Origin of the sequence: Lysinibacillus capsici, assembly GCF_003367505.1 — a bacterium.
In the GTDB taxonomy this organism is placed as follows: Bacteria; Bacillota; Bacilli; order Bacillales_A; family Planococcaceae; genus Lysinibacillus; species Lysinibacillus capsici.
This window is the reverse complement of record NZ_PXXX01000025.1, coordinates 1-26,329: the sequence shown is the minus strand read 5'-3', so window position 1 is coordinate 26,329 and position 26,329 is coordinate 1. Positions and strand designations below refer to the sequence as shown.

Here is a 26,329-nt window from a genome sequence, read left to right as displayed (position 1 = left end):
TTCTGACACTCGTGCGAAAGCGACGATTATTGTCGATCTTCCACGAATATTCTTTTCTTCATTGTATACCCTTTTCATCATAAATTAAATCGTAAAAACAACGGAGGTCACTGTGAATTACCCATATGTAACAGAATTTCGACAATCATTAGTTGACTGGTTTAACACAGAGAAGCGTGATTTACCGTGGAGACACACAACAGATCCTTATAAAATTTGGGTATCTGAAGTGATGCTACAACAGACACGTGTCGACACAGTTATTCCTTATTACAATCGCTTTATGGAAAGTTTTCCAACATTAGATTTGCTTGCAGAAGCACCCCAAGAATACTTATTAAAGCATTGGGAAGGTCTTGGCTATTATTCTCGTGCTCGCAATTTACAAGCAGGTGCTCGTGAGGTTATAGAAAATTACGGTGGTATAGTACCTGACAATCGCCATGAAATATCTAAATTAAAAGGTGTTGGTCCCTATACTGCAGGTGCTATTTTAAGTATTGCCTATAATAAGCCTGAACATGCAGTTGACGGTAATGTTATGCGGGTTCTAAGTAGAGTGCTTGATATACATGAAGATATAGCTATTCCCAAAACGAAGAAAATTTTCGAAAGTGCGGTTGAGGAACTAATTGATCCTGATCATGCTTCATCGTTTAACCAGGGCTTAATGGAGCTGGGTGCACTTATTTGTACACCTACCTCTCCAAAATGTTTATTATGCCCAGTCAGAGAGTATTGCACAGCTTTTAATGAGGGAGAACCAGAAAAATTACCTGTCAAATCAAAAAAGATAAAAATGAAGCATCTCACATATGATGTTCTCGTATATGAAAATGACAAAGGACAATTTTTAATGCAACAACGTCCTGAGCAAGGCCTGCTAGCTAATCTATGGCAATTTCCAATGATTGATACAAGCCAATCTTCGGTAGAAAACTTTACAATGGAATATAAAGTAATTGTCCAAGCCAAACATGAATTACTTACATTTAAACATGTTTTTTCACATTTAACTTGGCATTTAAATAGCTATTATATAAAATGCGAATCGACTGAGCTAGGTGATTGGCTAAATCGTGAGCAAATAGAACTTTTACCGATGCCTGTGCCTATGCTAAAAATTTGGGATGAAGTAAAAAAGCAAACAGCAGGAAAATAAATCCTTCTTAAAATCATTGATTCATGAGCATAAAAGTCATCACCTCCGTACACAATAACTAGCGTGGAGGTGAATGAATGATGAAAAAACAAAACAACCAAAATTTCCAACCGAATAAAAACATGCAACGTCAAAGTGAAGAGTTTGGTTATGAAACGGACGTAAATGAAGTGCAAAAGCAAAATGCGAAAGCAGAGCAAAAGAAAGCTCCAGCTTCTGGCCGTTTCTCAAAAACTAACCAAGATCTAGGTGAGTAACACTTTGTAACTGCATAATTGCATTTACCTCTAAGGGGCTGTCTTAAATCCGAACAGATGAAAAAGACAGCCCCTTTCAAATTGTTTAGGTAAGTAAATCGTCCGCTTAAAAGGAAATTCTCTATGGCATTAACTAAAAAATCCCATCAAAGCTGACATTATAATAAAATTCGCTTATAATTGACTAAATTTTATACAAATTCAAAATAGCGTAGTGAAATTTGTGGTTTTCTAACTACACCTTTCGCGTACACATTGCTATAATATACTAGAGACTGCTAGATTTAGGTAGCATAGACGAAAAGGTGGGCTAACAAAATGGCATTACCGGTAGAAGGAGAAACGATACAAATACATAGTTATAAGCACAATGGCCGTATCCACCGTGTTTGGCAAGAAACGATGGTTTTAAAAGGAACGAAAAATATCGTAATCGGTGCGAATGAACGGACACTTGTGACAGAATCCGATGGTCGTACATGGCTAACGAGAGAGCCCTCTATTTGCTACTTCCATGCGGAACACTGGTTTAACATCATCTGTATGCTACGTGAAGACGGTGTGTATTATTATTGCAATCTAAGCTCACCATTTGTTTTCGATAATAATGCCATTAAATATATCGACTATGATTTAGATATTAAAGTTTTTCCTGACATGTCTTATACCCTTTTAGACGAGGATGAATATGAGCTCCATCGTAAGGAAATGTCTTATCCTGATGTCATAGATAAGATTTTAAAGCGCAATGTCGATAAATTAATAAGCTGGATTCAACAAAAAAGAGGACCATTTGCACCCGATTTCATCGATGTCTGGACAAATCGTTACAAGTTCCAGCTTGATATGCAGTCAGATGATCAATCATGACACCTATTAGTTTAACTAATAGGTGTTTTTTTATTGGAGGGGACAGAGTGTTGTTAAGGTAAAGGTAAAATAGTTCGCTATAAAGTCATCATAACTGTATTTTAATCAAAATATTGCTATAATACTTAGGGCATTCATCTTCGGATGTCTGTTTCTTTTTGTAAGGATGTGATGATAAATTGGGAAGCATTAAGCGATATATGCGCTTTGTTAAACCATATACATGGGAAATTATTTTAACGATTATCATTGGTATAGTAAAATTTGCTATTCCACTATTTATTCCACTGCTCATTAAGATTGTGCTAGACGATATTATTGCAGCAGATGACTTAACAGATGTAGAAAAAACAAAAGAACTATTTTATTGGCTAGGTGGAACTATTATTGTGTTCTTTATTATTCGTCCACCTATTGAGTATTATCGACAATATTTTGCACAACACGTAAGCAACAAGGTACTATTTGATATTCGTAAGGAAATTTATGCACATTTACAGCGTTTAAGCTTAAGGTATTATGCCAATACACGGGCAGGGGATGTTATTTCAAGGGTAATTAATGACGTTGAACAAACAAAAACCTTTGTCATGACGGGGTTAATGAATGTTTGGTTAGATTTGGCGACGATTGTAATTGCGATTGCCATTATGCTAACCATGGATGTGAAGCTAACACTAGTAGCGTTGATCGCATTTCCATTTTATGCTTTCAGTGTGAAATACTTTTTTGGCAAATTGAGAGATTTGACACGGAAACGTTCTCAAGCACTTGCAGGTGTACAAAGCTATTTACATGAACGTGTAGCTGGTATGAGCATTATTAAAAGCTTTACTTTAGAAAAGCATGAACAAAAATTGTTCGATTCAGCAAACGGTGAGTTTTTAGAAAAAGCGCTTGATCAAACAAAGTGGAACGCAAAATCATTTGCTGTCGTGAATACCATTACAGATGTAGCACCATTACTAGTTATAGCCTATGCGGGCTATCAAGTAATAAATGGGTCACTTTCAGTTGGAACAATGGTTGCTTTTATTGCTTATATTGAACGTTTATATGGCCCACTTCGTCGACTTGTTAGCTCGTCCACAACTTTAACACAGTCAATCGCTTCAATGGATCGAATGTTCGATTTAATAGATGAACCTTATGAAGTGAAGGATAAGGACTATGCTGGTGAACTCCCACGTGCAAATGGGCAGGTTCGCTTTCACAATGTATCCTTCCAATATGAAGAAACTGGCTCACCTATTATAGATGCTATCGATTTAACGATAAATCCTGGGGAGACTGTTGCCTTTGTAGGGATGAGTGGTGGTGGTAAGTCAACGATTATCAGTTTAATTCCTCGCTTTTATGATACAACAAGCGGGCAAGTGACCATTGATGGAAAAGATGTACGGGATGTCACTTTACATTCCTTACGATCTCAAATTGGTATTGTCCTGCAAGATAATATACTTTTTAGTGATTCTGTCAAAGAGAATATCTTAATGGGGAGACCAGATGCAACAGATGCACAGGTCATCGAAGCTGCGAAAGCGGCAAATGCCCATGACTTTATTATGAGTCTACCTAATGGTTATGACACAAAGGTTGGAGAAAGAGGAGTAAAGCTCTCTGGCGGACAAAAACAACGAGTTGCTATTGCGCGTGTATTTTTAAAAAATCCACCGATTCTAATCCTGGATGAGGCTACTTCTGCATTAGATTTGGAAAGTGAGGCACTGATTCAAGAATCATTAGACAAGCTTGCTCATGAACGAACAACTATTATTATTGCGCACCGTCTTTCTACAATTACCCATGCTGACAAGATTTTCGTCATCGATCATGGTCAATTAATCGAAAGTGGAACACATGAACAGTTAATGGACAGTCAAGGAACATATTATAATTTATTCCAAGTACAGCACTTAGATTAAAATTTCCCGAAAATTACACGGTTTAAGAAATTTTTTCAAAAAAGGTCTTTCATTTATTCGAAAATGGAAGGCTATTTTTTTTTGAAAAATGTAAAAAATTATCTCTTTATAAGATTTTATTATTATGGAAGGCGATTATTGTAGAAATTCTATGTAATTTGCAGAATATTAATGATTGAAAGAGTAAGGATTTTTAGTTAGAATTATCTGAAAATAAGGAATTTAACGAAAGTTATAGTATTCTATTAATATTATTATACATTTAAGTAAAATATAGGTAGGGTGGGGCGTTACACATGAGGAAAAAACTACTAGAAATAAAAGGTTTGAAAACAACCTTTTTCACAGATAATGGGCAAATTCCTGCTGTAGACGATATCGATTTTTCTGTCCATGAAGGAGAAATTTTAGGGATTGTAGGAGAATCGGGAAGTGGTAAAAGTGTTACGTCGCTGTCCATCATGGGATTAATTCCATCACCACCAGGTAAAATAACGGGTGGAGAAATTTTGCTAGATGGCAAAAATATTGCTAAATGTACGGATAAGCAAATGCAAAAAATACGTGGAAAAGACATTGCAATGATTTTCCAAGAGCCAATGACTTCGCTAAACCCTTTGTTCACAATTGGTGACCAGTTAAAGGAAGCTATATTAATCCATAATCCAAAATGGTCGAAAAAGGAAGCGTTTGCAAGAGCGGTTGAAATTATGAAATTGGTGGGTCTACCACGTGCTGAGGAATTGCTAAAGGACTACCCACATCAGCTGTCTGGCGGTATGCGTCAACGTGTGATGATTGCCATGGCACTTGTCTGTGATCCTCAAGTATTAATTGCAGATGAGCCTACAACTGCATTGGATGTTACAATACAAGCCCAAATTTTACAGCTTATGAAAGACTTAAATAAACGATTGAATACAGCTGTGTTGTTAATTACACATGATCTGGGGGTTGTCGCGGAAACCTGTGAGCGAGTGATTGTTATGTATGCAGGACAAATAGTGGAAGAGGCGCCGATTCATGAAATTTTCACTAATCCTAAACATCCCTATACACAAGGACTCATTCAATCAGTACCTGACATGCGTTATAAAAAGGAAAATTTATACTCCATTCCTGGAAGTGTACCGAAACCAGGAAGTATTCAAGTAGGCTGTCGTTTTGCAGCACGATGTCAATATGCAATGGAACGTTGTTTACAGGAAACACCACCTTTATTTGAAGCAGCAGAGAATCATAAATCGAGATGTTTTTTACTAGAAAAACAGGAGGTGGAGCAACGTGTCGAAAGCGTTATTAAAGGTTGAGGGGTTAAAAAAATATTTTCCGATTCGAAAAGGAGTCCTTAATTCACATGCCGGGGATGTAAAGGCTGTAGATGATGTTTCCTTTGAAGTCTTTGAAGGAGAAACATTAGGAATTGTTGGCGAATCAGGCTGTGGTAAATCCACAACGGGTCGCTTATTAATGCGTTTACTAGAGCCAACTGGAGGCAAGATAGAATTCGCAGGTAAAATGATTTCAGAATTATCCAACAATGAAATGAGGAAGGCACGTAGAGATATTCAAATGATTTTTCAGGATCCCTATGCCTCACTAAATCCTCGTCATAACATCGGCAAAATTTTAGAGGAGCCTCTTATTGTTCATGGGATAGGTAATGCCAAAGAGCGAAAACAAAAAGTGTTGGAGCTACTTGAGATTGTTGGATTGAATGAATATCATATCAAACGTTATCCGCATCAATTTAGTGGAGGGCAAAGGCAACGTATTGGCATTGCTAGAGCCCTGATGACCAATCCACGCTTAATTATTGCGGACGAGCCAGTATCTGCACTTGATGTATCCATCCAGGCACAGGTTTTGAATTTATTGCAAAAGCTGCAAAAGGATTTAAGGCTAACTTATATTTTTATTTCCCATGATTTAGGGGTTGTGCGTCATATTAGTAATCGAGTTGGCGTTATGTATTTAGGTAAATTAGTTGAGCTGACAGCGAGTGAGGATTTATATGCTGAACCGCTTCATCCATATACACAAGCACTTTTATCTTCGGTTCCTGTTCCAGATCCTACGTTTGAACGGGAACAGATCATCATTTCTGGAGATATTCCAAGTGCATCAAACCCGCCAAGCGGTTGTACTTTCCATACGAGATGTCCGTTTAAAAAGGATCAGTGCTCACAGGTAGTACCTAAAATGCAAGAAGTGAAACCAGGTCATTATGTTGCTTGCCATCTTTACGAGGCACTCCAACATTAAATGATATAAAAACTCATAGGGGGAAATTCGATGAAGAAAAAGAAGTTTTGGACTTTAGGTGTAATGCTACTCCTTATTCTCTCGACAATCTTAGCAGCATGTGGCGGCTCAGATACTAAGGATACGGGTAGTAAAGATACTTCAACTGGTGGCGATACAGCTAGCAGTGGAGAACCAAAAATTTTAGTGTATGGTCGTGGTGGAGATTCTGTAGCACTTGACCCTGCTGTTGTTACAGACGGTGAATCCTTCACAGTGACAGCTAATATTTATGAAACACTTGTAAACTTCGGAGAGCAAGATGTAACAATTCAACCAGGCTTAGCCAAATCATGGGAGGCATCAGAGGATGGTTTAACGTATACTTTCCAGCTACAAGAAGGTGTGAAATTCCATGATGGCACAGATTTCAATGCTGAGGCTGTTGTTAAAAATATTGAACGTTGGAAAACAGGTGCAGATAAACACCCTTACTTTAGTTCGCAATTTGTCGTTGGTGATAAGCAAGTAATTGAATCAGTAACTGCAGAGGGAGACTACACAGTTGTCTTTAAGTTAAGTCAACCTCAAGCACCATTCCTGAAAAATTTAGCAATGTCTCCATTTGCGATTGCTTCTCCAACAGCATTTGAAGCAGATGAAGAAGGTTTATCTGCAAATCCTGTAGGAACAGGTCCATTCAAATTTGTTAGCTGGGTACGTAATGATTCAATCACAATTGAGAAAAACCCGGATTACTATATTGATGGCTATCCTAAATTAGATAAAGTAATTTATCGTTCTATTCCAGAAAACTCAGCACGTTTAAATGATTTATTAGCAGGCAATATTGATGTAGCTGATGGCTTAAGCCCATCTGATAAAGCAACAATCGAAGGTGATGCTAATTTACAGTTAATCGAACGTCCATCTATGAACGTTGGTTACCTTGGTTTAACTGTTACACGTCCTCCTTTTGATAATGTAAAAGTGCGTCAAGCAGTCAACTATGCAATTGATAAACAAGCATTAGTAGATGCATTTTATGAAGGGCTAGCTGAGCCAGCGAAAAACCCAATGCCACCAGTAATTTCTGGTTATAACGATGAAGTGACAGGCTATACGTATGATCCTGAAAAAGCGAAAGCATTACTTGCTGAAGCAGGCTACGATGGCAAGGAAATTGAGCTATGGGCAATGCCAGTACCACGTCCATACATGCCAGACGGACAAAAAGTGGCTGAAGCGATTCAAAAGAACTTAGAAGACGTGGGTATTAAATCTAAAATTGTGTCATTTGAATGGGCTACGTATTTAGAAAAAGCTCAAAACGGTGAAGCGGATGCATTCCTACTTGGCTGGACAGGCGATAATGGGGATGCGGATAACTTCCTATACACGTTATTAGACGGCGATAATATTGGTTCTAATAACTATACGTTCTATGATAATCCAGAATTACACAAGATATTAACAGCTGCTCAAACTGAGATTGATGAAGACAAGCGTAATGAACTTTATAAGCAAGCTCAAGTAATTATTTCTGAAGATGCTCCATGGGTTCCACTTGCTCACTCTATTCCAATTTTAGCTGCTAACAAGAAAGTTACAAATTACATTGCGCATCCTACTGGTTCTGACCGTTTAGATGCAGTAGATATTCAATAGTAAATTTCATCATTTTTAATTGAACAAAGGAATGTGAAGAATCTGCTTGCTTTTCTGCGGGTAAGCCGTGGAAATCTCGCAGATTCTTTTCAAGTAAAGATAATGATTATTTCCTGTATGAAAGAATTCAACTAAACATTCAAAACCGTTTAGTGAAGGCTCAACCTTTCAACAGTATATAAAGACTTCACAGTAGATTATGAAAATCATAGAGAGGTGATGAAAATGCTTCACTATATGGGGAGACGTTTACTTCAACTAATCCCAGTTTTGCTTGGAATGACTTTTATCGTCTTTATGTTGATACGGGCAATTCCTGGAAATCCAGCACAAGTTATTTTAGGACAACAGGCAACAAAAGAGGCGGTCGAGGCGTTAAACGCAAGTTTAGGATTAGATAAGCCTTGGTATACACAATATTTTAGTTACTTAGCAGGTATTTTTCAGGGAGATTTAGGGGTTTCCCTACGTACGAAACTACCTGTATCAGAAGAAATTTTCCCATACTTAGCAGCAACGGCCGAACTTGCACTATTTGCGATGATCATTGCGATTGTTATTGGTGTGAATGCTGGCATTATTTCTGCGTGGTTCCAAAATTCTTGGTTTGATTATACAGCAATGATTATAGCGTTAATCGGTGTATCTGTACCCGTGTTCTGGCTTGGATTGATGGAGCAATGGACATTTAGTAGTAAGCTTGGATGGCTGCCTACATCTGGTCGAGAAGATGTGCGAAATCCAATTACCGCCATAACCCATTTCTATTTATTGGATACGCTTATTCAAGGCCGCTTTGATCAATTCATCGAAGTTATAAAACGATTAATATTACCAGGAGTAGCACTTGCAACGATTCCGATGGCTATCATTGCCAGAATCACAAGGTCCTCCATGCTGGAAGTTATGCGTTCAGATTATGTAAGGACTGCAAGAGCAAAAGGACAAAAAATGTTTATTGTTGTTTATAAGCATGCATTAAAGAATGCAGTTATTCCTGTGTTAACGGTAATTGGTCTACAAACTGGATTACTGCTAGGTGGTGCCATTTTAACAGAGACGATTTTTAGTTGGCCAGGAATTGGTCGTTATATTTATGATGCGATTGGCTTCAGGGATTATCCCGTTATTCAATCAGGTATTCTCGTCGTTGCATTTATTTTCATCATGATTAACTTAATCGTGGATTTACTGTACACAGTAGTCGACCCACGGATTAAATACAAATAGAAGGGAGTTGCAATGATGACTGGAGCAATCGATATAAAAAAAGAAGTATCACCAGTTCGAGAAAAGGCAGTAGGTCCATGGCTCGAAGGGTGGCGTAGTTTTAAAAAGAGTAAAGTATCCCTTGTTGGAGCAGGAATTGTTATATTTTTTATTATACTAGCTGTCATTGGTCCGTTCATTGCACCACAGGGCATCAATGAACAAGATTTAACGAAGCGTTTACTGGCACCATCCGCTGATCATTGGTTTGGAACGGATGATTTTGGACGGGATATTTTTTCCAGGATCATTCACGGTGCAAGGATTTCGCTATGGGTAGGCTTTTTCTCTGTTATTTTGTCCGTGATAATTGGTAGTTTACTTGGCATCATTGCAGGTTATTATGGAAAATGGATCGATACGATAATTTCACGTATTTTTGATATTATGCTAGCTTTCCCTAGTATGCTACTAGCGATTGCAGTAGTATCAGTGCTTGGTCCATCTTTACAAAATGCATTAATCGCCATTGCTATTATTAACGTACCGAATTTTGGGCGCTTAATCCGTTCTAAGGTTTTAAGTGTCAAGGAAGAGGAATATATAGTAGCGGCAAAAGCAATTGGTATGCGTGATGCACGAATTCTATTTTCGCATATTTTGCCGAATTCCATAACCCCAATAATTGTACAGGGAACACTAGCAATTGCGACAGCCATTATTGAAGCGGCAGCATTAGGTTTTCTTGGGCTAGGGGCTCAAGCTCCAGCACCAGAATGGGGAAAAATGTTAGCGGATGCACGGAAGTTTTTATTAAATGCTCCGTGGACGATGATTTTCCCTGGTTTAGCTATTATGTTAACAGTTTTAGGCTTTAATCTAATGGGTGATGGACTACGAGATGCACTTGATCCAAAAATGAAAAGTTAGTAAATAAGACAATAGCCTTCTACAAGTTAGAAGGTTTTTTTAGCTGCTTGGACCATTGGATATAAAAGGAACATTTTTACTACAAAAACGTTTTATAGTATAGAACAAGACGTGAGGGGCTTTCAAAAATAAGAGAAAACACCTTTTTGGAGCCATTAATTGAATTTTTTGTCACGTTATTTTAGACTTAATTTAAGTAGAAATCTTTTAGCTTAGTAGATTATTGCTTACCATAAAATCTTTCGACTGAAATACATATTTTAGGAGGGTGTTAGAATTGGGGATTAATTTACAAAAAGGACAAAGAGTTGATTTAACAAAGGGTAACGCAGGATTAAATAAAATTAAAGTTGGTTTAGGGTGGGACCCTGTAGGCCAAGAGAAAAGTGGCGGCTTTTTAGGTGGTTTATTTTCTAGCAGAAATAGTGGCAGTGGCAGAAGTATCGACTGTGATGCTTCGGTATTAATGTTACAAGATGATAAGGTTGTAGCGGGTGACGATGTTGTTTATTTCGGAAAATTAACAAGTAGCTGCGGTTCTGTTCGACATTCAGGTGATAATTTAACAGGTGATGGTGATGGTGATGATGAGGTAATTACAATTGAACTATCGTCTGTACCTTCGCAATATAACAAGCTTGTGTTTGTTGTAAACATTTATGATGCGGCAGGTCGCAATCAACACTTTGGTATGATTCATAATGCATATATTCGTGTGTATGATGACAGGACAGGAAGCGAACTAATTCGCTATAATTTAACTGATAATTATTCGAATTTAACGACGTTAGTATGTGGAGAAATTTACCGTCATAATAACGAATGGAAATTTGCTGCGGTTGGTACGGGAACAAATGACATAAAGCTTGGCGACGTTGTTCGAAGATATCAATAAATAATTGACTAAATAGGAGGAATAAAAATTATGGGCATTTCACTACAAAAAGGTCAAAAGGTAGATTTAACTAAAACAAATCCAGGATTAACGAATGTGGTTGTAGGTTTAGGCTGGGATACAAATAAATATGATGGTGGTCATGATTTTGACTTAGACTCCTCTGTGTTTTTACTTGCTGATACAGGTAAAGTTGCAGATCAAAATGATTTTATTTTTTATAACAACACTACAGGTGGCAATGGTTCAGTTGAGCATTCAGGCGATAATTTAACAGGTGTAGGCGAAGGTGACGATGAAGTGGTGAAAGTGGCATTAACTCAAGTACCTGCTCATGTTCAGCGACTAGCCTTCACAGTAACCATTCATGATGCAGAGTCTCGCAGTCAAAACTTCGGTATGGTGTCTAATGCCTATATTCGTATTATGAATGCTGCTTCCAACGAAGAAATTATTCGCTATGATTTAGGCGAGGACTTCAGTATTGAAACAGCTATTGTTGTAGGGGAATTATATCGTCATAACGGAGAATGGAAATTTAATGCGATTGGTGCAGGCTATCAAGGTGGCTTAGCTGCTTTATGTAATGATTATGGCTTAAGTGTAAACTAAAATTTCATCTTTGGACGGAAAGGGAGATTTTTGAATGGCTATACAATTAAGTAAAGGGCAACGCATTGATTTAACAAAGCAAGATCCAGGCTTAAATAGCATTGGCATTGGTTTAGGATGGGATGTAAAGCAATTTGATGGTGGACAAGACTTTGACCTGGATGCATCTGTATTTTTACTAGATGCTTCAGGTAAATGTCGTAATGAACAGGACTTTATTTTCTATAATAATCTAGCCAGCCCAGACCAGTCTGTTGTCCATACAGGAGATAATCGTACAGGTGCAGGGGATGGGGATGATGAAAAAATTCTTGTCAACTTAAAGCAAGTATCACCTCAAATAGAAAAAATTGTAGTGACAGTTACTATTTACGATGCCGAGGGACGTCATCAAAACTTCGGGCAAGTCTTAAATGCCTATGTACGATTGACGAACGAAGAGTCGGGATCAGAGGTATTGCGTTACGATTTAGGTGAAGATTTCAGTATTGAAACGGCTGTAGTATTTTGTGAGCTGTACCGACATAATGGTGAGTGGAAATTTGCTGCAGTAGGTTCAGGTTACCAGGGTGGACTAGCTGCTTTAATCAATGCATATGGCCTACAGTAACTATGGGACATAGGTGCATGGTGGAGGATCTGATGTGGATGTATTAAATGAGATATTAAATACATATGCACAGTTTTTAAACTAGCAGATGTAACAGGGGCTTATCATAATACACTGAAAATGTGTGTTAGTATATTGGGGCTACCATCCTTCGCATGAAATTTTCGTTATTATTTTAATAGCTGCATTCTTATTGACATTTGTTATTTACAAGTTGAAGAAGAAAATAGCAGTGTAAACAAGGCACTGTATTAGTCTGTATGGAACAGGCTGATACAGTGCTTTTTTCACAAAAGGCATAGTTACTGGGGAGAGGATTAGATGCAACATTTTGCAACAGAAGCAGAGATGATTTTTTATAAGAAGCCACAGCCGTTTACAAAATGGGAAACGGCGGATATTTTGTCATATGCCCTAGGTGCGACTTTGTATATGCCAGCTTCCATGCCTACGATTGTGAGCTTGATCCGATCACAAAAATATAAGGAACTCACATCACTTGTCATTGATTTGGAGGATGCAGTTGGAGATGCAGAGTTAGTAGATTGTGAAGCTAAGCTGATAGAGGATATTAGTGAATTATATGCACTCTATCAGCAAAAACAGCTATTACTTCAGGAGCTCCCTTTACTTTTTGTTCGAGTACGTCATGTTGAGCAATTTCAAAGGCTAACAACTGTTTTAGGGAAAAAGCAAGAAATATTAACTGGCTATGTCTTTCCGAAGTTTACAGCAGAACAGGGTGCCCGTTATTTCGAGTTGCTTGAACAAACCATTTTAGAAAATGATTTAATTTTATATGGTATGCCAATTTTAGAAAGTCGTGAGGTACTATATAAGGAATCTCGCATGGAAGCGTTATTAGACATTAAAGCGGTTCTACATCAATACAAAGCCCGTGTATTAAATGTACGAATTGGTGCTACCGATTTTTGTGGTATTTACGGAATTCGCCGGCGTATGGATTCTACCATTTATGATATTAGTGTCATACGAGATTGTATTGCAGATATTGTCAATATCTTAGGTCGTGAGGAAGATGGTTTTATTATTTCTGGGCCTGTGTGGGAGTATTTTAATAATCAGCGTGTATTAAAGCCCGCACTTAGAGTGACACCATTTAGTGAGAAAGGCGCGCTTGATACAAGGAAAGCGTTATTAGACGATTGTTTAGATGGATTAATGAAAGAAGTTTTAATGGATAAACAAAATGGCATAGTGGGAAAAACAATTATTCATCCGAGCCATATCCGTGTTGTGCATGCCCTGTATGCTATTTCGTATGAGGAATACTTAGATGCGCTAAGTATTATAGAAAATAATGATGGACAAAAAGGTGTTATGAAAAGTCACTATGCTAATAAAATGAATGAAATTAAGCCACATATGAGATGGGCACAACGGATTTTAAAACAGGCTCATGTCTATGGTGTTTATCATGAATCTGTCGATTTTGCCTCACTTTTATTACAGTCTGAAATAGGTGGTAGTGTATATGCAACAACAAATGAGTAAATTAAACATTTTACCGAATTATTCAATTGATATTGAAATTACCTACAATCCGCATAATTTTGCGCTAACCGATTTGTTTAGAATGGCGGCTCGGATTAATAAGAAGAGACAATTTTTGTTTGTAAGCACGGTACTAGGCAAACATTTGGCTGTCCGTCCGCAAATCCCTTTACTGACAGGAACTCTTTTAGCAATGATGTATCAGCAGCATCTTACGGGACAAAAGGTAATGGCTTCGTCTGTCGTTACAGCTTTAAAAGACGGAGCTAATTTGGATGAAGTACAAAAATCCATAGAAGGAACCCTAGAATTAACGGATGAAACATTGTTTATTGGCTTTGCTGAGACAGCAACAGCACTTGGACACGCAGTATTTAATGCCTTTCACTCGAATGCTATGTATATCCACACAACACGTGAAGTGTTGCCCGATTTTGAGCCATTTGTTACGTTTGAAGAAGAACATTCACATGCGACAAGCCATAGAATTTATACGGAGGAACCAGAATTTTTACTGCAAGCTAAGCGCATTGTGTTAATTGATGATGAGATTACTACTGGAAATACGGTCATTAATATTATTGAGACTTTAATACAGAAATTTCCTTTAGTGAGACAATATGCGGTACTATCTATTTTAGATTGGCGTTCCCAACAGCAGCAAACAATCTTTCAGCAATTAGAAGTACAATGGGGTATCTCTATAGAATTCATCTCCATTATGTGTGGGAATTTTAGCTGTTCAGGCATTCCAAGCTTAACCAGTACACAACCAAACTTACTAACACAGGTTGCACGAGATATGGACATTTGTCCGATTCAAGTATCTGTTGATCGCAAATTCTATCGTTCTGTTGCGGAGAATGGATTAATAAATAAGTACCCCTATTTACTAGCAACAGGGAGATTTATGCTCACGTCAAAACAGCATGTTGACCAAAAGCAAACGATACAAGCTATTGCTATGGAATTACAAGAGCTAAGAAATGGACCAGCGCTTGTTATTGGCACGGGTGAGTTCATGTATGTTCCTATGCAAATTGCCTCTTATTTAGGAAATGATGTTTATTTTCAGTCAACTACTCGTAGTCCAATCTATTGTACGGATGATTTAGGATATACGATTAACGATAAAATAGCCTTTGAAAGTCCAGAAAATAACGGGGTCACTAATTTTTTATATAATCTTCAAAGCCAGTCTTACACGGAACTTTTTTTCATAGTGGAACGTATAGCAAGTAAAGAGGTAGTTGCTCGTGTGGTAAAGGCATTACAAGAAGCCACTAACGCCAAAGTATATGTAATTAGTATGCATGAATTGGAGGTAGAACGATGATATCGACTTTGCAGCCAGATAAAATGGGGAGTTATGCACCAGAGGACGTTATTTTTTTATTGCGTGATATTGGAAGTGCATTCCTTGAAATGGATAATGAGAAACGTGAACAACTCATTCAATCGGGTATACATTATTCGGAAATGCTGCCAGTGGAGAAGCAACCATCGGATACCTACATGAATCTTTTTTATAAAGCGCTAGATGTTCATGCAGAAAGAATAGCAATCGCCGTTGGAGTAGTGGCAGAGCAAATCATTGAAAAAAGAGGATTAGAAAATTTAATTCTTGTGAGTTTAGCTCGTGCAGGTACACCCATTGGTATTTTAATCAAACGGTATATAGCCATGCATTATCATGTGAATGTTCCACATTACTCCATTTCTATACTGCGAGGTCGTGGGTTTGATGAAACGGCAATTCGTTATATTTTGACACAGCATCCTCTAGGAAGTCTGCAATTTATTGATGGTTGGACAGGAAAAGGGGCAATTACCAATGAATTAATTCAATCCTGCCAAAAGTTTAATTTACAATATCAAGAACAGTTAAGTGCCGATTTAGCTGTTTTGGCTGATCCTGGCCATTGTGCAGCTATTTATGGAACTCGTGAGGATTTTTTAATACCATCTGCTTGTTTAAATTCCACTGTATCTGGATTAGTAAGTAGAACGGTATTAAATTTGCAGTTTATGGATGCAAACGATTTTCATGGTGCAAAATACTACAAAGAATTAGAGGCAATAGATGTCTCCAATCTGTACATAGAGCGTATCGTCACATGTTTTGAACAAGTACAGAGTAAAATTGTGCAACAAATTCAAGAGCAAGAAATCTCTCCAATTACATGGGAGGGTATGAAGTCCGTGCAAATAATTCAACGAGATTTTGGTATTGATAATATACATTTCATTAAGCCAGGTGTTGGGGAAACGACAAGAGTTTTGCTGAGAAGGATACCTTGGAAGATTTTAATTAATCCACAGTACATGCATGAATTGAAACATATTTTATTATTAGCGCAGGAAAAAAATGTATTGATTGAAGAGTATTCGAATATGTCCTATGCATGTTGTGGTTTGATCAAAGAATTATAGAGGAGAATATGATGATATTATTTACATCTGATTTAGATAGAACCCTTATTTATTCTAAACGCATGATGGAGATGTTTCCGCCAGCTACAGAGACAATCGTCGTTGAACACAAGGACGAAACAGCAATGAGTATGATGACACAGGCAACAGCACCCCTATTGCAACAGGTACACCAACATACTTTATTTGTACCTGTTACGACAAGAGCTTTACATCAATATAAAAGAATCCATTTTATTCATGATTTATGCCCTGCTTTTGCAATTACAAGCAATGGGGGTACAATAGTAGAAAAGGGTCAGCCATATGAAAAATGGACACAAACATTATCTAGACGTATTGAAGATTCCTCGATCCCTCGTATGGATATGCTAAAGCTTTTTCAGACAATTAAATCTGATACATGGCTACAACAATCTCTGTATATAGATGAGCTTTTTTATGTACATCATGTAGATATTGATATTTTACCATACGATGAATTACAAGCGATGATTCAAGAGTTTGATATGCATGGTTGGCATGTTCTGCTACAAGGAAAAAAATTGTATTTTATGCCCAAGGTGCTGACAAAGGAAGCGGCTATAGAATATATAAAAGAGTTCTGTACATACGATGTGCATATAGCAGCAGGTGATTCTATTATGGATTATGGCATGCTTGCAATGGCTGATTTAGGTTTTACACCAAATCATGGAGACTTAAAGGATAAACAGCCAAAATTTTTACAAAATACAACTTACTCGCCTCACAATGGTGAAGCATTTACAAAGAATTTATTGGAAACAGTTTTACAGATGGCATCACAACAAACGATCGTATAGATGTTCAAATATTTTTGTTGTCATTAGGTGAGACGTCCTATGACAAATGAATGCTTTAGCATAGGCTGAGGATGATTTTTAGGAGGTGCGTTTGTATGCAAACAATCACAATTAAATCAGTGTTGGAGCGTCATCCTGATGATTGGCTACAGGCGTTTCAAGATTCACCAAAGGATCGTGCATTTTATGAAACAACAGAGCAGCAAGTGAGCTTTAGTAGAATTGCTGTTCGTGTATTGGGCGTACCAATCGAAGAAGATGATTATTTCAATTCGTTATTTACATTGTCACAGAACACTAACATCCATATTTTAAGTGAAGAATTAAATAAACATATTGAACCAAAAGACTTTCAGGCAATACAAACAATCCTTTCGCAGCATCAACAAACTCCACAAGGTCTATCTATTAATCGTTTAGTGGCAATGATGTATGGTTATCAATTAATTCCTAAGCATGATGACAGTGTAATGAATCGCCATTTACAGTTAGCAACCATTAAAGTAGTAGAGCTCTTTCAAAAACAGCAATCGTTAGGTTTGCTAGCAAATGACTTTCGCCGTTTTTTAATTGATATGGTGAAATGGCTAAAAAACCATTGGATTCTATGGACAAAATCCATGAAACCAACAGATGATTTTCCTAAAGTAGTTTGGTATGGGGAAGCAACTCTAAGTCAGCGCTATTTCTTATTGTTATTAATGGAGCTCGGTTGTGATGTGTTAATTTTTCATCCAGCTAAAATAGATGAATTTGCTGAGATTGATCCTAATGATACTTTCTCTATCACATATGCGTATGCCAATCAAACAACTTTACAGCCATTTCCTGATAAGTTGCGTGACCGGCAGGCAACGGTTGGATATCGATCTAGTCAGCATTTTGAGCAATTAATGCATGATCAGCAATCAGGTGTCTATAAGCCTTGGCAGTTTAAAGATTTTATGCCACGCTCCTTAACATTACGGATGACATATGATGATATTTTTATTTATGCAAAAGAGAAAGCTTTGGTTCGACCACAGTTTGAAGTAATTGGGGATGAGATTCTCATTCCAGTCATATTTGCCAAAATTAGTGGGGTTTCGAGCAGACGGGAAGAATACTGGTATTATATGCATCAGTTATTAGCAAATCCGCAAACTGTTTTTGTCCAAAAATTCCCCTATGCACCAACGAGTAGAGCCAATTTTCACTTTCACTATAAGCATTGCCTAGTAAATGGAGAACTATCAGTAGAGCGTATTATGCAAAGTGATTGGTGGCAATACGGTGAGTTAACATTGGAGCTACAGCGTGCGATTGCACACACGATAAAAACTTCCTGTGAGCAGCCCATGTTGAAACAGCAGCCAAATGAGACCTTATATGATTTGCAGTTATTTTTATTTAAACAAATGTCGATGATTCCACTGGAGATCCTAAGATTACTACAAAGCTTTGACTATTCCCAAGAGGTACCGAAGCTGGTATTATATCAAGCACCTCAACAACCAGCTTTATCACGTGAAGATATAGCATTATTGGCCTTTTTAAATCGATTTGGTGTGGATATTGTTTTTTATAATCCGACAGGACAACTAGATTTAGAAAAGCATTTGCAAGAGGATAGTTATGATGTACACCGTTTAGAGCATATGCTGTTTGACTTGCACTATGAAGAACCAAAGCCACAGAAAACTGCACCCGACAAAATCATAAAAAAACTCTTTAATCGTTTTTTCTGATGATAGGAAGGAGGCGGCACGAATGTCGAATAACTCGTTGACGCTGAAGCAGCTGACACTGGAAACAGCAGAAGCCTTCAAAGAACAGTTAAGGGATCATGCAGAGGTACGGCAAATTGCCAATCAAATCAATATAAAAAATCAGATAGAGCTATTAGCTTTGGGAAAAGAGCCGTCTACAAAATTAGCTACATTTGCAGATCAAATTTTAGCCATCATCACCCAGTCAACAACTTTCGAATCAAATGAATTATTTAAGCAGCTTGAAGCCCTTATGCAGACATTCGACAAACAAGATTTTACAGAGCAAAAGGGCTTTTTTAAAAAGCTGTTTGCACGTAAGACCAAAAATGATGGCGATTTATTTACGAAATATAATGGACTGGGGAGAGATATTGAGAAAATCCATTATCAATTTGTACTGATGGAAGAGGAATTAGCGAAGGATAACCGAGTACTTGCACGCTTATATCAAGAAGACCTCATGTACTATCTTGAACTAGAAAAGTATATCGTAGCAACTGACATGAAGCTTCATGAGGTCCAAACAACATTGATTCCGATGTATGAAAAACAGAGTGAAGCAGGAAATCAGCTGGCGAAAATGGAGCTAAATCGTTTGCAAGGTATTGCAGAGATGCTCCAGCAAAAAATAGATGACTTAGAAAAATCGCGTATGGTGGCTATTATCACAGCCCCTCAAATCGATATGCTACGTAATGGTAACAGTGAATTGATAGAACAAATTAATGGGGCTTTTGTTAAAACCATTCCTGTTTTTAAAATGGGTTTGATGAATGCAGTTAATGAAAGACGTCAACAATTACAAAGTCAATCAGCCTCTGCCTTTGAAGATCGTATGAGGCAATTTGGGGGAGCTAGCAAGGAAGCGGTGCAATTAAGTACTGCCATGGCTCAACAATCCAACACTACCAAGACTCTTGAAGAAATGTGGGATACTATTGTATCAGGCATTGCCAATTATCAGCATTTACGTGCTGAACAAACGGTCAAACGCCAACAAGCAGAGCAACAATTGCTAACATTGCGTTCTTAGCTCCTTTCCTCTAAGTAGATTACTACTTGGAGGTTTTTTGTATAAAAAAAGCCGACAGACTTATCTTATTCAATGGGTGATCAAAATCCCCCTGAATCAAGGTAATCTGTCGCCAAAATGTTAGCTATATGAATTCTTCTTCAAATTCTACATTGATTTCATGTCCATGATAGCTTTGGTAAGAAACAATAAGTGTATCAAGATGTTCTAAGTTTTCCTCATAATCTAAAATACGCGATAAAATATAGAGTAGGTGATAGCTAGAAAACTCCGTATCGCCTTCTTCACGAGCAAAGTTGATTTGCTTGATGAAAATTTCCATCAGCTCATTACGTTGGACATAGTCAATGCTTTTACTCCACTCCGAATGCTCAGGCTTTAGCTTCCCTGTATATTTTAAGAGCAATTGCTCATGGTACGTTAGCAAGGAATCAAGTCTCTCCTGAATCATTAAATGAAATTGGGTAGGGAGCTGAGCTAATTCATTTTCGTGATTATGCAAACGCTGTAGCAATTCCAAGCTTTTCTTGGAAGTTAAAATCATTTGACGATAGACTACTAGTTTGCGAGCTTTGACATATTTTTTATTTTTAAAGTAATTACGCTCTTCCTTATATAAATCATACAGCGTATCCACTCGTAGCATACGGTTTTTAAACTTACTTAATGCTGTTTTTGTGGATGTATGCTCAGAAGCTTGCCGTACAGCCAGTCGTGTCCAACGAATAATATCATCTTGTAAAATATAAATTTTGCGAAATAGTTTTACCTCGTATTTAGGTGGTAAGAACACAAGATTTACGACAAATGCTGCTAATACCCCAACTAATATCGTAACAAAGCGTATCAAACCAAATGTTAAAAAGTCATCCCCTTGAAATTCCATAATAGCTACAACTGAAACCAACGCTAGCGAAAGTGATTTTTCGAGTCTAAACTTTAACATTAAACCGATAGCTATTATGACAGCTATACCAATGGCAACGACATGGTGGCCAAAAAGTAAGCCAAAAATGACGGCAATTGTCGCACCTATAATATTCGCTTGTACTTGCTCCACAATGGTTTGGTAAGAACGATAAATAGAAGGCTGAATAGCAAAAATAGCTGCAATTCCAGCAAAAACAGGTGAAGGTAGTTTCAACAACTCTGCAATAAATAATGCAAATACGATAGCTACACCAGTTTTAAATACACGGGCACCTAATTTCATAAAGATGTCCTTTCTGTCTAATATTTTTTAGCTTCTTTACATTATAGAAGGAAGTGCTCATAAAATACATAGATTTGCATGGATGAATAAGAAAAAGGCGACTTCTACTTGCAAGTCGCCTTTTTCTTGTCAAGATTATAATTGAGAAAACGCAATATCTACTGCTTCAATTGTTTCCTGAATATCTGCTTCTGTATGCTCAGTTGTTAAGAACCATGCTTCATATTTAGAAGGAGCTAGATTAATACCTTGCTCAAGCATGTGTTTAAAGAAGCGTCCAAATATTTCACCATCAGAGCTTTCAGCTTGCTCATAGTTTTCTACCTTCACATCTGTAAAGTAAATAGTAAGAGCTCCTTTAAGACGATTTAACGTGATGGTTACGCCATGTTTTTTAGCAGCAGCTAAAACACCTTCTTCTAAAATTGCGCCTAATCTATCCATTTCCTCGTATATACCTGGTGTTTGTAGAACTTCTAGGCAAGCAATACCAGCTTGCATAGATGCAGGATTTCCAGCCATCGTACCCGCTTGGTATGCTGGGCCGAGAGGTGCCACAGTATCCATAATCTCTTTACGTCCGCCATAAGCACCGATTGGTAAACCACCACCAATAACTTTACCAAGTGCAGTTAGATCAGGTGTTAGGTCAAGTAAATTTTGAGCGCCACCATAGTGGAAGCGGAAGGCCGTGATGACCTCATCATAAATCGTTAGGGCCCCTTTTTCCTTTGCTGTAGCATGTACTAATTCAAGAAAGCCTGGCTTTGGTTCAACGATACCGAAGTTTCCTACTATTGGCTCGATTAAAATAGCTGCAATCTCCTCGCCCCATTTATCCATGGCTTCTGTAAAGGCTTCAGGGTTATTAAAAGGTACAGTAATAACTTCTTCAGCAGTCGAAGTTGTCACGCCCGCTGAATCAGGTGTTCCTAATGTTGCTGGACCTGATCCGGCAGCCACTAATACTAAATCAAAGTGCCCATGGTAGCAACCAGCAAATTTCATGATTTTTGTACGTCCTGTATAGGCACGTGCCACACGAATCGTTGTCATAACAGCTTCTGTACCAGAGTTGTTAAAACGTACTTTATCCATCGACGGAATGGCTTCCTTTAACATTTTTGCGAAAGTAACTTCATATTCAGTCGGCGTCCCAAACAATGTACCATTTTCAGCTGCGTGCGTAATGGCCTTTGCAATATGAGGATGACCATGACCAGTAACGATTGGACCATATGCTGCTAGATAGTCGATATAACGATTGCCATCTACATCCCAAAAATAAGCGCCTTTTCCTCGCGCCATGGCTACAGGAGAACCGCCACCTACTGCTTTATATGAACGAGAAGGGCTGTTTACACCACCAACAATATGCTGTAATGCCTCTTCATGTATTGCTTCAGATTTTGCATGATTCATAGAATTGCCTCCTAACTTTTTATACGTAATCTATTGTAGACCTATCGGTGTAAGAAATCCAAAGAAATTAAGGGATATGACTTGATTTGTTACTTAGAGTAAAATAGGACCTACAGAGGAGGAGATTGTATGACATTACTAGAAGGACAAAAGGCGCCGGATTTTTCTCTATTGAACGAAAAGGGCGAGATGGTGCATTTAGCTGATTTTAAAGGAAAAAATGTTATTTTATACTTTTACCCAAAGGATATGACACCAGGCTGCACGATGGAGGCATGTGATTTTCGCGATAAGTTTGAGGACTTCAGTCATTTAAATGCTGTTGTTCTGGGTGTTAGCCCAGATAACGCAAGCAAGCATATAAAATTTATTGATAAGCATGGTTTGCCATTTTCATTATTAGTGGATGAGGACCATGCTATTGCTGAAGCTTATGATGTATGGGTTTTAAAGAAAATGTATGGACGTGAATATATGGGCATAGAGCGTTCAACGTTTTTAATTGATGCTGAGGGGAAGCTTGTAAAAGCTTGGCGCAAAGTTCGAGTGAAAAATCATATTGAAGAAGTATATGCTTATTTAGCAGAACAGGAGGCAAAACAATGAGAATCTATTTTACATTTGAACCTAGACCAGATTTACGAGAACCATTAGTAGCAGAATTTCCACAGCTTGAATTTATCTTTGAAAAGAGCATATCAAATGAAGAGCTTCAACAAGCGGATGTATTAGTTACATATGGTGAAGATTTAACAGAAGAGAGTATTCAATCTGCTACAAAGCTAAAATGGATTTTTGTTGCATCGGCAGGTATAGAAAAAATGCCAGCTCAGGCTATTATTGAACGCAGGATTCTAGTTTCAAATGTTCGTGGCATTCATAAAACGCCTATGGCTGAATCGATTCTTGCTCATATTTTAGCCATTAAACGAGCTTTGCCTTGGATGTATGAGCAGCAAAAGAAAAATGAATGGTCGAAAAAAACACAACAAACGGAATTACGAGATAGTACGGCACTTATTTTGGGGCCAGGTGCCATTGGTTCGGAAGTTGGGCGTTTATTGCAAGCTTTTGGTGTTACAACAATTGGCTGTAACCGCTCTGGTAAAGAAGCGGCCTATATGAATACGATGATTAGTTTTACCAATTTGAAAGAAGCACTACCTCTTGCAGATATCGTTATTTCTGTATTACCAAAAACAACAGAAACGACCCATTTATTAAAAGAAGAGCATTTTGTTGCGATGAAAAACAATGCGATCTTCATGAATTTTGGTCGAGGTAATTTAGTTGATGAAAACGTACTCATTCAAGCGATTGAAAGAAAGCAAATAGGACACGCAGTTTTAGATGTATTTGAAGAGGAGCCTCTGACATCCGACAATCCATTATGGACATTACAAAATGTTATAGTATCACCTCATGTATCCAGTCATTCTTCTCGTTATGTTGAGCGTAGCTTAGAAATTTTCAAGCCAAGCCTAACAAAATGGCTAAAGGGTGACACGGATTTAGAAAATGTTATGGATTTATCAAGAGGATATTAAGGAAAAAACCATTGATTTATTGAGGATAAGCAATGTGTGATTGTTGACGAAGTAGTACGAATTGGATACACTATTTATAACAATTATAAATTAATAATACTTATGGAAGAGGTGCATGACGATGTCTGCAACGCATTTACAAGATGCACTGGACACGTTGAAAACAACTGGTGTACGTATTACTCCTCAGCGTCATGCTATTTTGGAATATCTAATTCAATCAATGGCACATCCTACTGCCGATGAAATTTATAAAGCTCTTGAGGGTAAGTTCCCTAATATGAGTGTAGCGACTGTTTATAACAACCTGCGTGTATTTCGTGAAGTAGGTCTTGTGAAAGAGCTAACTTACGGGGATGCTTCAAGTCGCTTTGATTTCGTGACAAACGATCATTACCATATGATTTGTGAATGCTGTGGTAAGATCGTCGATTTCCATTATCCTGGACTCGACGAAATAGAGCATTTTGCATCACAGGTAACAGGCTTTGATGTGCATTCGCATCGCTTAGAGATATACGGCACTTGTCCATCATGTAAAGTTGCTACTGCTAAAGTACAATAAAAATCCTAGCTCTTAAAAAGGGCTAGGATTTTTTTGTTTTATTATAGGATTGATCGAACTCTTTACCTTCTAGAGTAGGATCAAGTGTTAATGGCTCATTGCAGTACATGCACATATCTACTCGGCCTAAAACCTTTGTATGTTTATGGCAATTAGGACACTCTACTTGAATCGCTCTTGTTGACAGTAATCCGATCCACGCATATACAACTGTGCTACCGATAATACAAAGAACACCTAGTGACATGAAAATTAAAACTAATATCGGGCTGTTTTTAAAGAAAATCCCTCCGTACATGACAATAAAACCAAAAAAGATTAGTGCTAATGCGAATGAACGAATTTTATTAATTTTACTTTTATAAGGTTTCATATTTCATCTTGCCTCCCAATCTAAAATCTACTATAACATATAAGGGCAAAGTATTTTAGCTTTGAACTGAATGAAAGAAGGAATACTTTTAGAGTATGTCGAAATTTTAACGGAACAAAACAACCTATATGAATAAAGGAGGGCTGAACATGGAGCAAGTACTGCGTCCGATATATCAAGAACGTGCGAGTCAGTCGAATACATTAGGCGTAATTTTAGTGGAAAAGCGTGAAGAACAAAGTAACGTTACAGATACATTTGATACGGTTTTACTCATTATCGTAAAAGAAGCAGAGCAACCAGTCTTTTCAAAACATTACTTATATGAAGGAAATAAAATCGCTCTACATACTGTTACGGAGAAATTAATTCGAAAATGGTTACTCATCGGTTCAAATAGAAAGGTTGTTGATTGGATATTCTTCGGTAGAGTATTATTTGATCGGAATGAATTTCTGCATAAACTAAAAATCGAATTGCAGGAATTTCCGTATAGTGGTCGTAAAATTAAAACAGGTATTCAATTTTCAAAGTTAATTCGTCGCTATTTGGAGGGGAAAGAATACTTTGATAAAGGAAGTTACTTAGATGCTTATAATCATGTTGTGGATTCCCTACATCATCTAGGCCGCCTATCTATTATCGATAGTGGCCTGTATCCTGAAGTAACTGTTTGGGCACAGGTGAAAAAAATCGAGCCAGCCATCTATAAGCTGTATGAAGAGCTAGTGACAAGTAATGAGCCAATAGAAAAGCGCTTAGAATTATTGTTTTTAGCAAGTGAGTTTTTAATCCACTCTCGTACACGAGATGGGGCACAGCATATATTAGAAGTCATGCAAACAAAAGAAATGTGGACTATTCAGGAATTACATGATCATCATGAACTTGTTAACTACTCAGTGGATTTAGAAGTGTTTGTTGAGTATCTAGTGGATAAAGGCTATATTCAAATTGAACCCATTGCAGCGAAAAATGATAGGATATTTCACCGTCATTACAAGGTAAATAAAGATGCTCTAGAAATGGGGCAATGACTGTAGTATGCTTGTAATCGAGGTATCTAAAAAATACCTCGATATTTTTTTAGAAAAGTAGTTGACGAATAATATCTTAGTATTGTATTATATTAATTGTCGCTAAGACATAAACGAATAACTCAGAAAAACACAAAAAACTTTTTTAAAAAAGTTGTTGACATGTTTTGAATGAGATGTTAATATAAAGAAGTCGCTGAAAAACGACTTAAATAATGAACCTTGAAAACTGAA

The 26,329-nt window shown here is 37.5% G+C and carries 25 protein-coding genes; 22 read left to right on the top strand and 3 right to left on the bottom strand.

All coding sequences use genetic code 11. The features are described 5' to 3' along the window. Positions 1 to 112: 112 nt before the first annotated feature. The 18 genes from mutY to C7B89_RS20925 all read left to right on the top strand — a co-directional run bounded on the left by mutY (position 113) and on the right by C7B89_RS20925 (position 19,938). Entirely contained in the window at positions 113 to 1,162 is a 1,050-nt protein-coding gene (mutY, locus tag C7B89_RS21010) for an A/G-specific adenine glycosylase (protein ID WP_048394777.1), read from the top strand. A gap of 77 nt (positions 1,163 to 1,239) precedes the next feature. Beyond that, a complete protein-coding gene (locus C7B89_RS21005; protein WP_004230485.1) occupies positions 1,240 to 1,419 on the top strand; it encodes a gamma-type small acid-soluble spore protein in 180 nt (59 codons plus the stop codon). 318 nt (positions 1,420 to 1,737) lie between these two features. Further along, the gene (ntdP, locus tag C7B89_RS21000) at positions 1,738 to 2,289 is read left to right on the top strand and encodes a nucleoside tri-diphosphate phosphatase (RefSeq protein WP_004230486.1); all 552 of its coding nucleotides are present in this window, start codon (positions 1,738 to 1,740) and stop codon (positions 2,287 to 2,289) included. 179 nt (positions 2,290 to 2,468) lie between these two features. Next, entirely contained in the window at positions 2,469 to 4,214 is a 1,746-nt protein-coding gene (locus tag C7B89_RS20995) for an ABC transporter ATP-binding protein (RefSeq protein ID WP_048394775.1), read from the top strand. Positions 4,215 to 4,510: 296 nt separating this feature from the next. Continuing rightward, positions 4,511 to 5,524 (top strand): ABC transporter ATP-binding protein, encoded by a 1,014-nt coding sequence (locus tag C7B89_RS20990; protein WP_115674528.1) that lies wholly within the window; start codon positions 4,511 to 4,513, stop codon positions 5,522 to 5,524. Next, positions 5,499 to 6,479, top strand: a complete 981-nt coding sequence (locus C7B89_RS20985; protein ID WP_112116672.1) for an ABC transporter ATP-binding protein — start codon at positions 5,499 to 5,501, stop codon at positions 6,477 to 6,479. Before C7B89_RS20990 ends, C7B89_RS20985 begins: the two co-directional genes overlap by 26 nt. 30 nt (positions 6,480 to 6,509) lie before the next feature. Further along, positions 6,510 to 8,126 (top strand): ABC transporter substrate-binding protein, encoded by a 1,617-nt coding sequence (locus C7B89_RS20980; RefSeq protein ID WP_048394768.1) that lies wholly within the window; start codon positions 6,510 to 6,512, stop codon positions 8,124 to 8,126. A 225-nt stretch (positions 8,127 to 8,351) separates the two neighbouring features. Then, on the top strand, positions 8,352 to 9,356 hold the full coding sequence (locus tag C7B89_RS20975; protein WP_048394767.1) for an ABC transporter permease: 1,005 nt from the start codon (positions 8,352 to 8,354) through the stop codon (positions 9,354 to 9,356). 12 nt (positions 9,357 to 9,368) lie between these two features. Continuing rightward, complete coding sequence (gene nikC, locus C7B89_RS20970; protein WP_054549024.1) at positions 9,369 to 10,265, top strand: nickel transporter permease; 897 nt, start codon at positions 9,369 to 9,371, stop codon at positions 10,263 to 10,265. 277 nt (positions 10,266 to 10,542) lie between these two features. Continuing rightward, the gene (locus C7B89_RS20965) at positions 10,543 to 11,160 is read left to right on the top strand and encodes a TerD family protein (RefSeq protein WP_048394762.1); all 618 of its coding nucleotides are present in this window, start codon (positions 10,543 to 10,545) and stop codon (positions 11,158 to 11,160) included. Between the two features lie 30 nt (positions 11,161 to 11,190). After that, complete coding sequence (locus tag C7B89_RS20960) at positions 11,191 to 11,772, top strand: TerD family protein (protein ID WP_048394760.1); 582 nt, start codon at positions 11,191 to 11,193, stop codon at positions 11,770 to 11,772. 34 nt (positions 11,773 to 11,806) lie between these two features. Next, positions 11,807 to 12,382 (top strand): TerD family protein, encoded by a 576-nt coding sequence (locus C7B89_RS20955; RefSeq protein ID WP_016994007.1) that lies wholly within the window; start codon positions 11,807 to 11,809, stop codon positions 12,380 to 12,382. 321 nt (positions 12,383 to 12,703) lie between these two features. Continuing rightward, positions 12,704 to 13,897 (top strand): HpcH/HpaI aldolase/citrate lyase family protein, encoded by a 1,194-nt coding sequence (locus C7B89_RS20950; RefSeq protein WP_103118831.1) that lies wholly within the window; start codon positions 12,704 to 12,706, stop codon positions 13,895 to 13,897. Further along, entirely contained in the window at positions 13,878 to 15,233 is a 1,356-nt protein-coding gene (locus C7B89_RS20945) for a phosphoribosyltransferase family protein (protein WP_115674527.1), read from the top strand. Before C7B89_RS20950 ends, C7B89_RS20945 begins: the two co-directional genes overlap by 20 nt. Beyond that, a complete protein-coding gene (locus C7B89_RS20940; protein WP_115674526.1) occupies positions 15,230 to 16,330 on the top strand; it encodes a cysteine protease StiP family protein in 1,101 nt (366 codons plus the stop codon). Before C7B89_RS20945 ends, C7B89_RS20940 begins: the two co-directional genes overlap by 4 nt. Positions 16,331 to 16,341: 11 nt before the next feature. Next, positions 16,342 to 17,154, top strand: coding sequence for an HAD family hydrolase (locus C7B89_RS20935; protein ID WP_115674525.1), 813 nt, complete (start codon positions 16,342 to 16,344; stop codon positions 17,152 to 17,154). A gap of 95 nt (positions 17,155 to 17,249) precedes the next feature. Then, the gene (locus C7B89_RS20930; RefSeq protein WP_115674524.1) at positions 17,250 to 18,881 is read left to right on the top strand and encodes a YceG family protein; all 1,632 of its coding nucleotides are present in this window, start codon (positions 17,250 to 17,252) and stop codon (positions 18,879 to 18,881) included. A 22-nt stretch (positions 18,882 to 18,903) separates the two neighbouring features. Continuing rightward, the gene (locus C7B89_RS20925) at positions 18,904 to 19,938 is read left to right on the top strand and encodes a toxic anion resistance protein (RefSeq protein WP_115674523.1); all 1,035 of its coding nucleotides are present in this window, start codon (positions 18,904 to 18,906) and stop codon (positions 19,936 to 19,938) included. 124 nt (positions 19,939 to 20,062) lie between these two features. Here C7B89_RS20925 and C7B89_RS20920 read toward each other — a convergent pair whose 3' ends face one another. Both C7B89_RS20920 and C7B89_RS20915 read right to left on the bottom strand, forming a co-directional pair. Continuing rightward, positions 20,063 to 21,151, bottom strand: coding sequence for an FUSC family protein (locus C7B89_RS20920; protein ID WP_048394747.1), 1,089 nt, complete (start codon positions 21,149 to 21,151; stop codon positions 20,063 to 20,065). Positions 21,152 to 21,286: 135 nt separating this feature from the next. After that, positions 21,287 to 22,573: a glutamate-1-semialdehyde 2,1-aminomutase gene (locus tag C7B89_RS20915; protein ID WP_115674522.1), complete on the bottom strand. Its 1,287-nt coding sequence runs from the start codon at positions 22,571 to 22,573 to the stop codon at positions 21,287 to 21,289. A 129-nt stretch (positions 22,574 to 22,702) separates the two neighbouring features. Between C7B89_RS20915 and bcp the strand changes: the two genes are divergently transcribed. From bcp to perR, 3 genes are all read left to right on the top strand, one after another. Further along, positions 22,703 to 23,179, top strand: a complete 477-nt coding sequence (gene bcp / locus C7B89_RS20910) for a thioredoxin-dependent thiol peroxidase (RefSeq protein WP_115674521.1) — start codon at positions 22,703 to 22,705, stop codon at positions 23,177 to 23,179. Next, a complete protein-coding gene (locus tag C7B89_RS20905; RefSeq protein WP_115674520.1) occupies positions 23,176 to 24,120 on the top strand; it encodes a D-2-hydroxyacid dehydrogenase in 945 nt (314 codons plus the stop codon). The genes bcp and C7B89_RS20905 overlap by 4 nt, the downstream gene beginning before the upstream one ends. Before the next feature lie 121 nt (positions 24,121 to 24,241). Further along, the gene (gene perR / locus C7B89_RS20900) at positions 24,242 to 24,685 is read left to right on the top strand and encodes a peroxide-responsive transcriptional repressor PerR (RefSeq protein WP_004230508.1); all 444 of its coding nucleotides are present in this window, start codon (positions 24,242 to 24,244) and stop codon (positions 24,683 to 24,685) included. A gap of 22 nt (positions 24,686 to 24,707) precedes the next feature. Here the strand turns inward: perR and C7B89_RS20895 are convergent, their stop codons facing one another. After that, positions 24,708 to 25,058 carry a YgzB family protein gene (locus tag C7B89_RS20895; protein ID WP_048394737.1) on the bottom strand — a complete coding sequence of 117 codons (351 nt, stop codon included), beginning with the start codon at positions 25,056 to 25,058 and terminating at the stop codon, positions 24,708 to 24,710. Positions 25,059 to 25,207: 149 nt separating this feature from the next. Between C7B89_RS20895 and C7B89_RS20890 the strand changes: the two genes are divergently transcribed. Next, positions 25,208 to 26,095, top strand: a complete 888-nt coding sequence (locus C7B89_RS20890; RefSeq protein WP_016994017.1) for a nucleotidyltransferase-like protein — start codon at positions 25,208 to 25,210, stop codon at positions 26,093 to 26,095. The last annotated feature ends 234 nt before the right edge of the window (positions 26,096 to 26,329 follow it).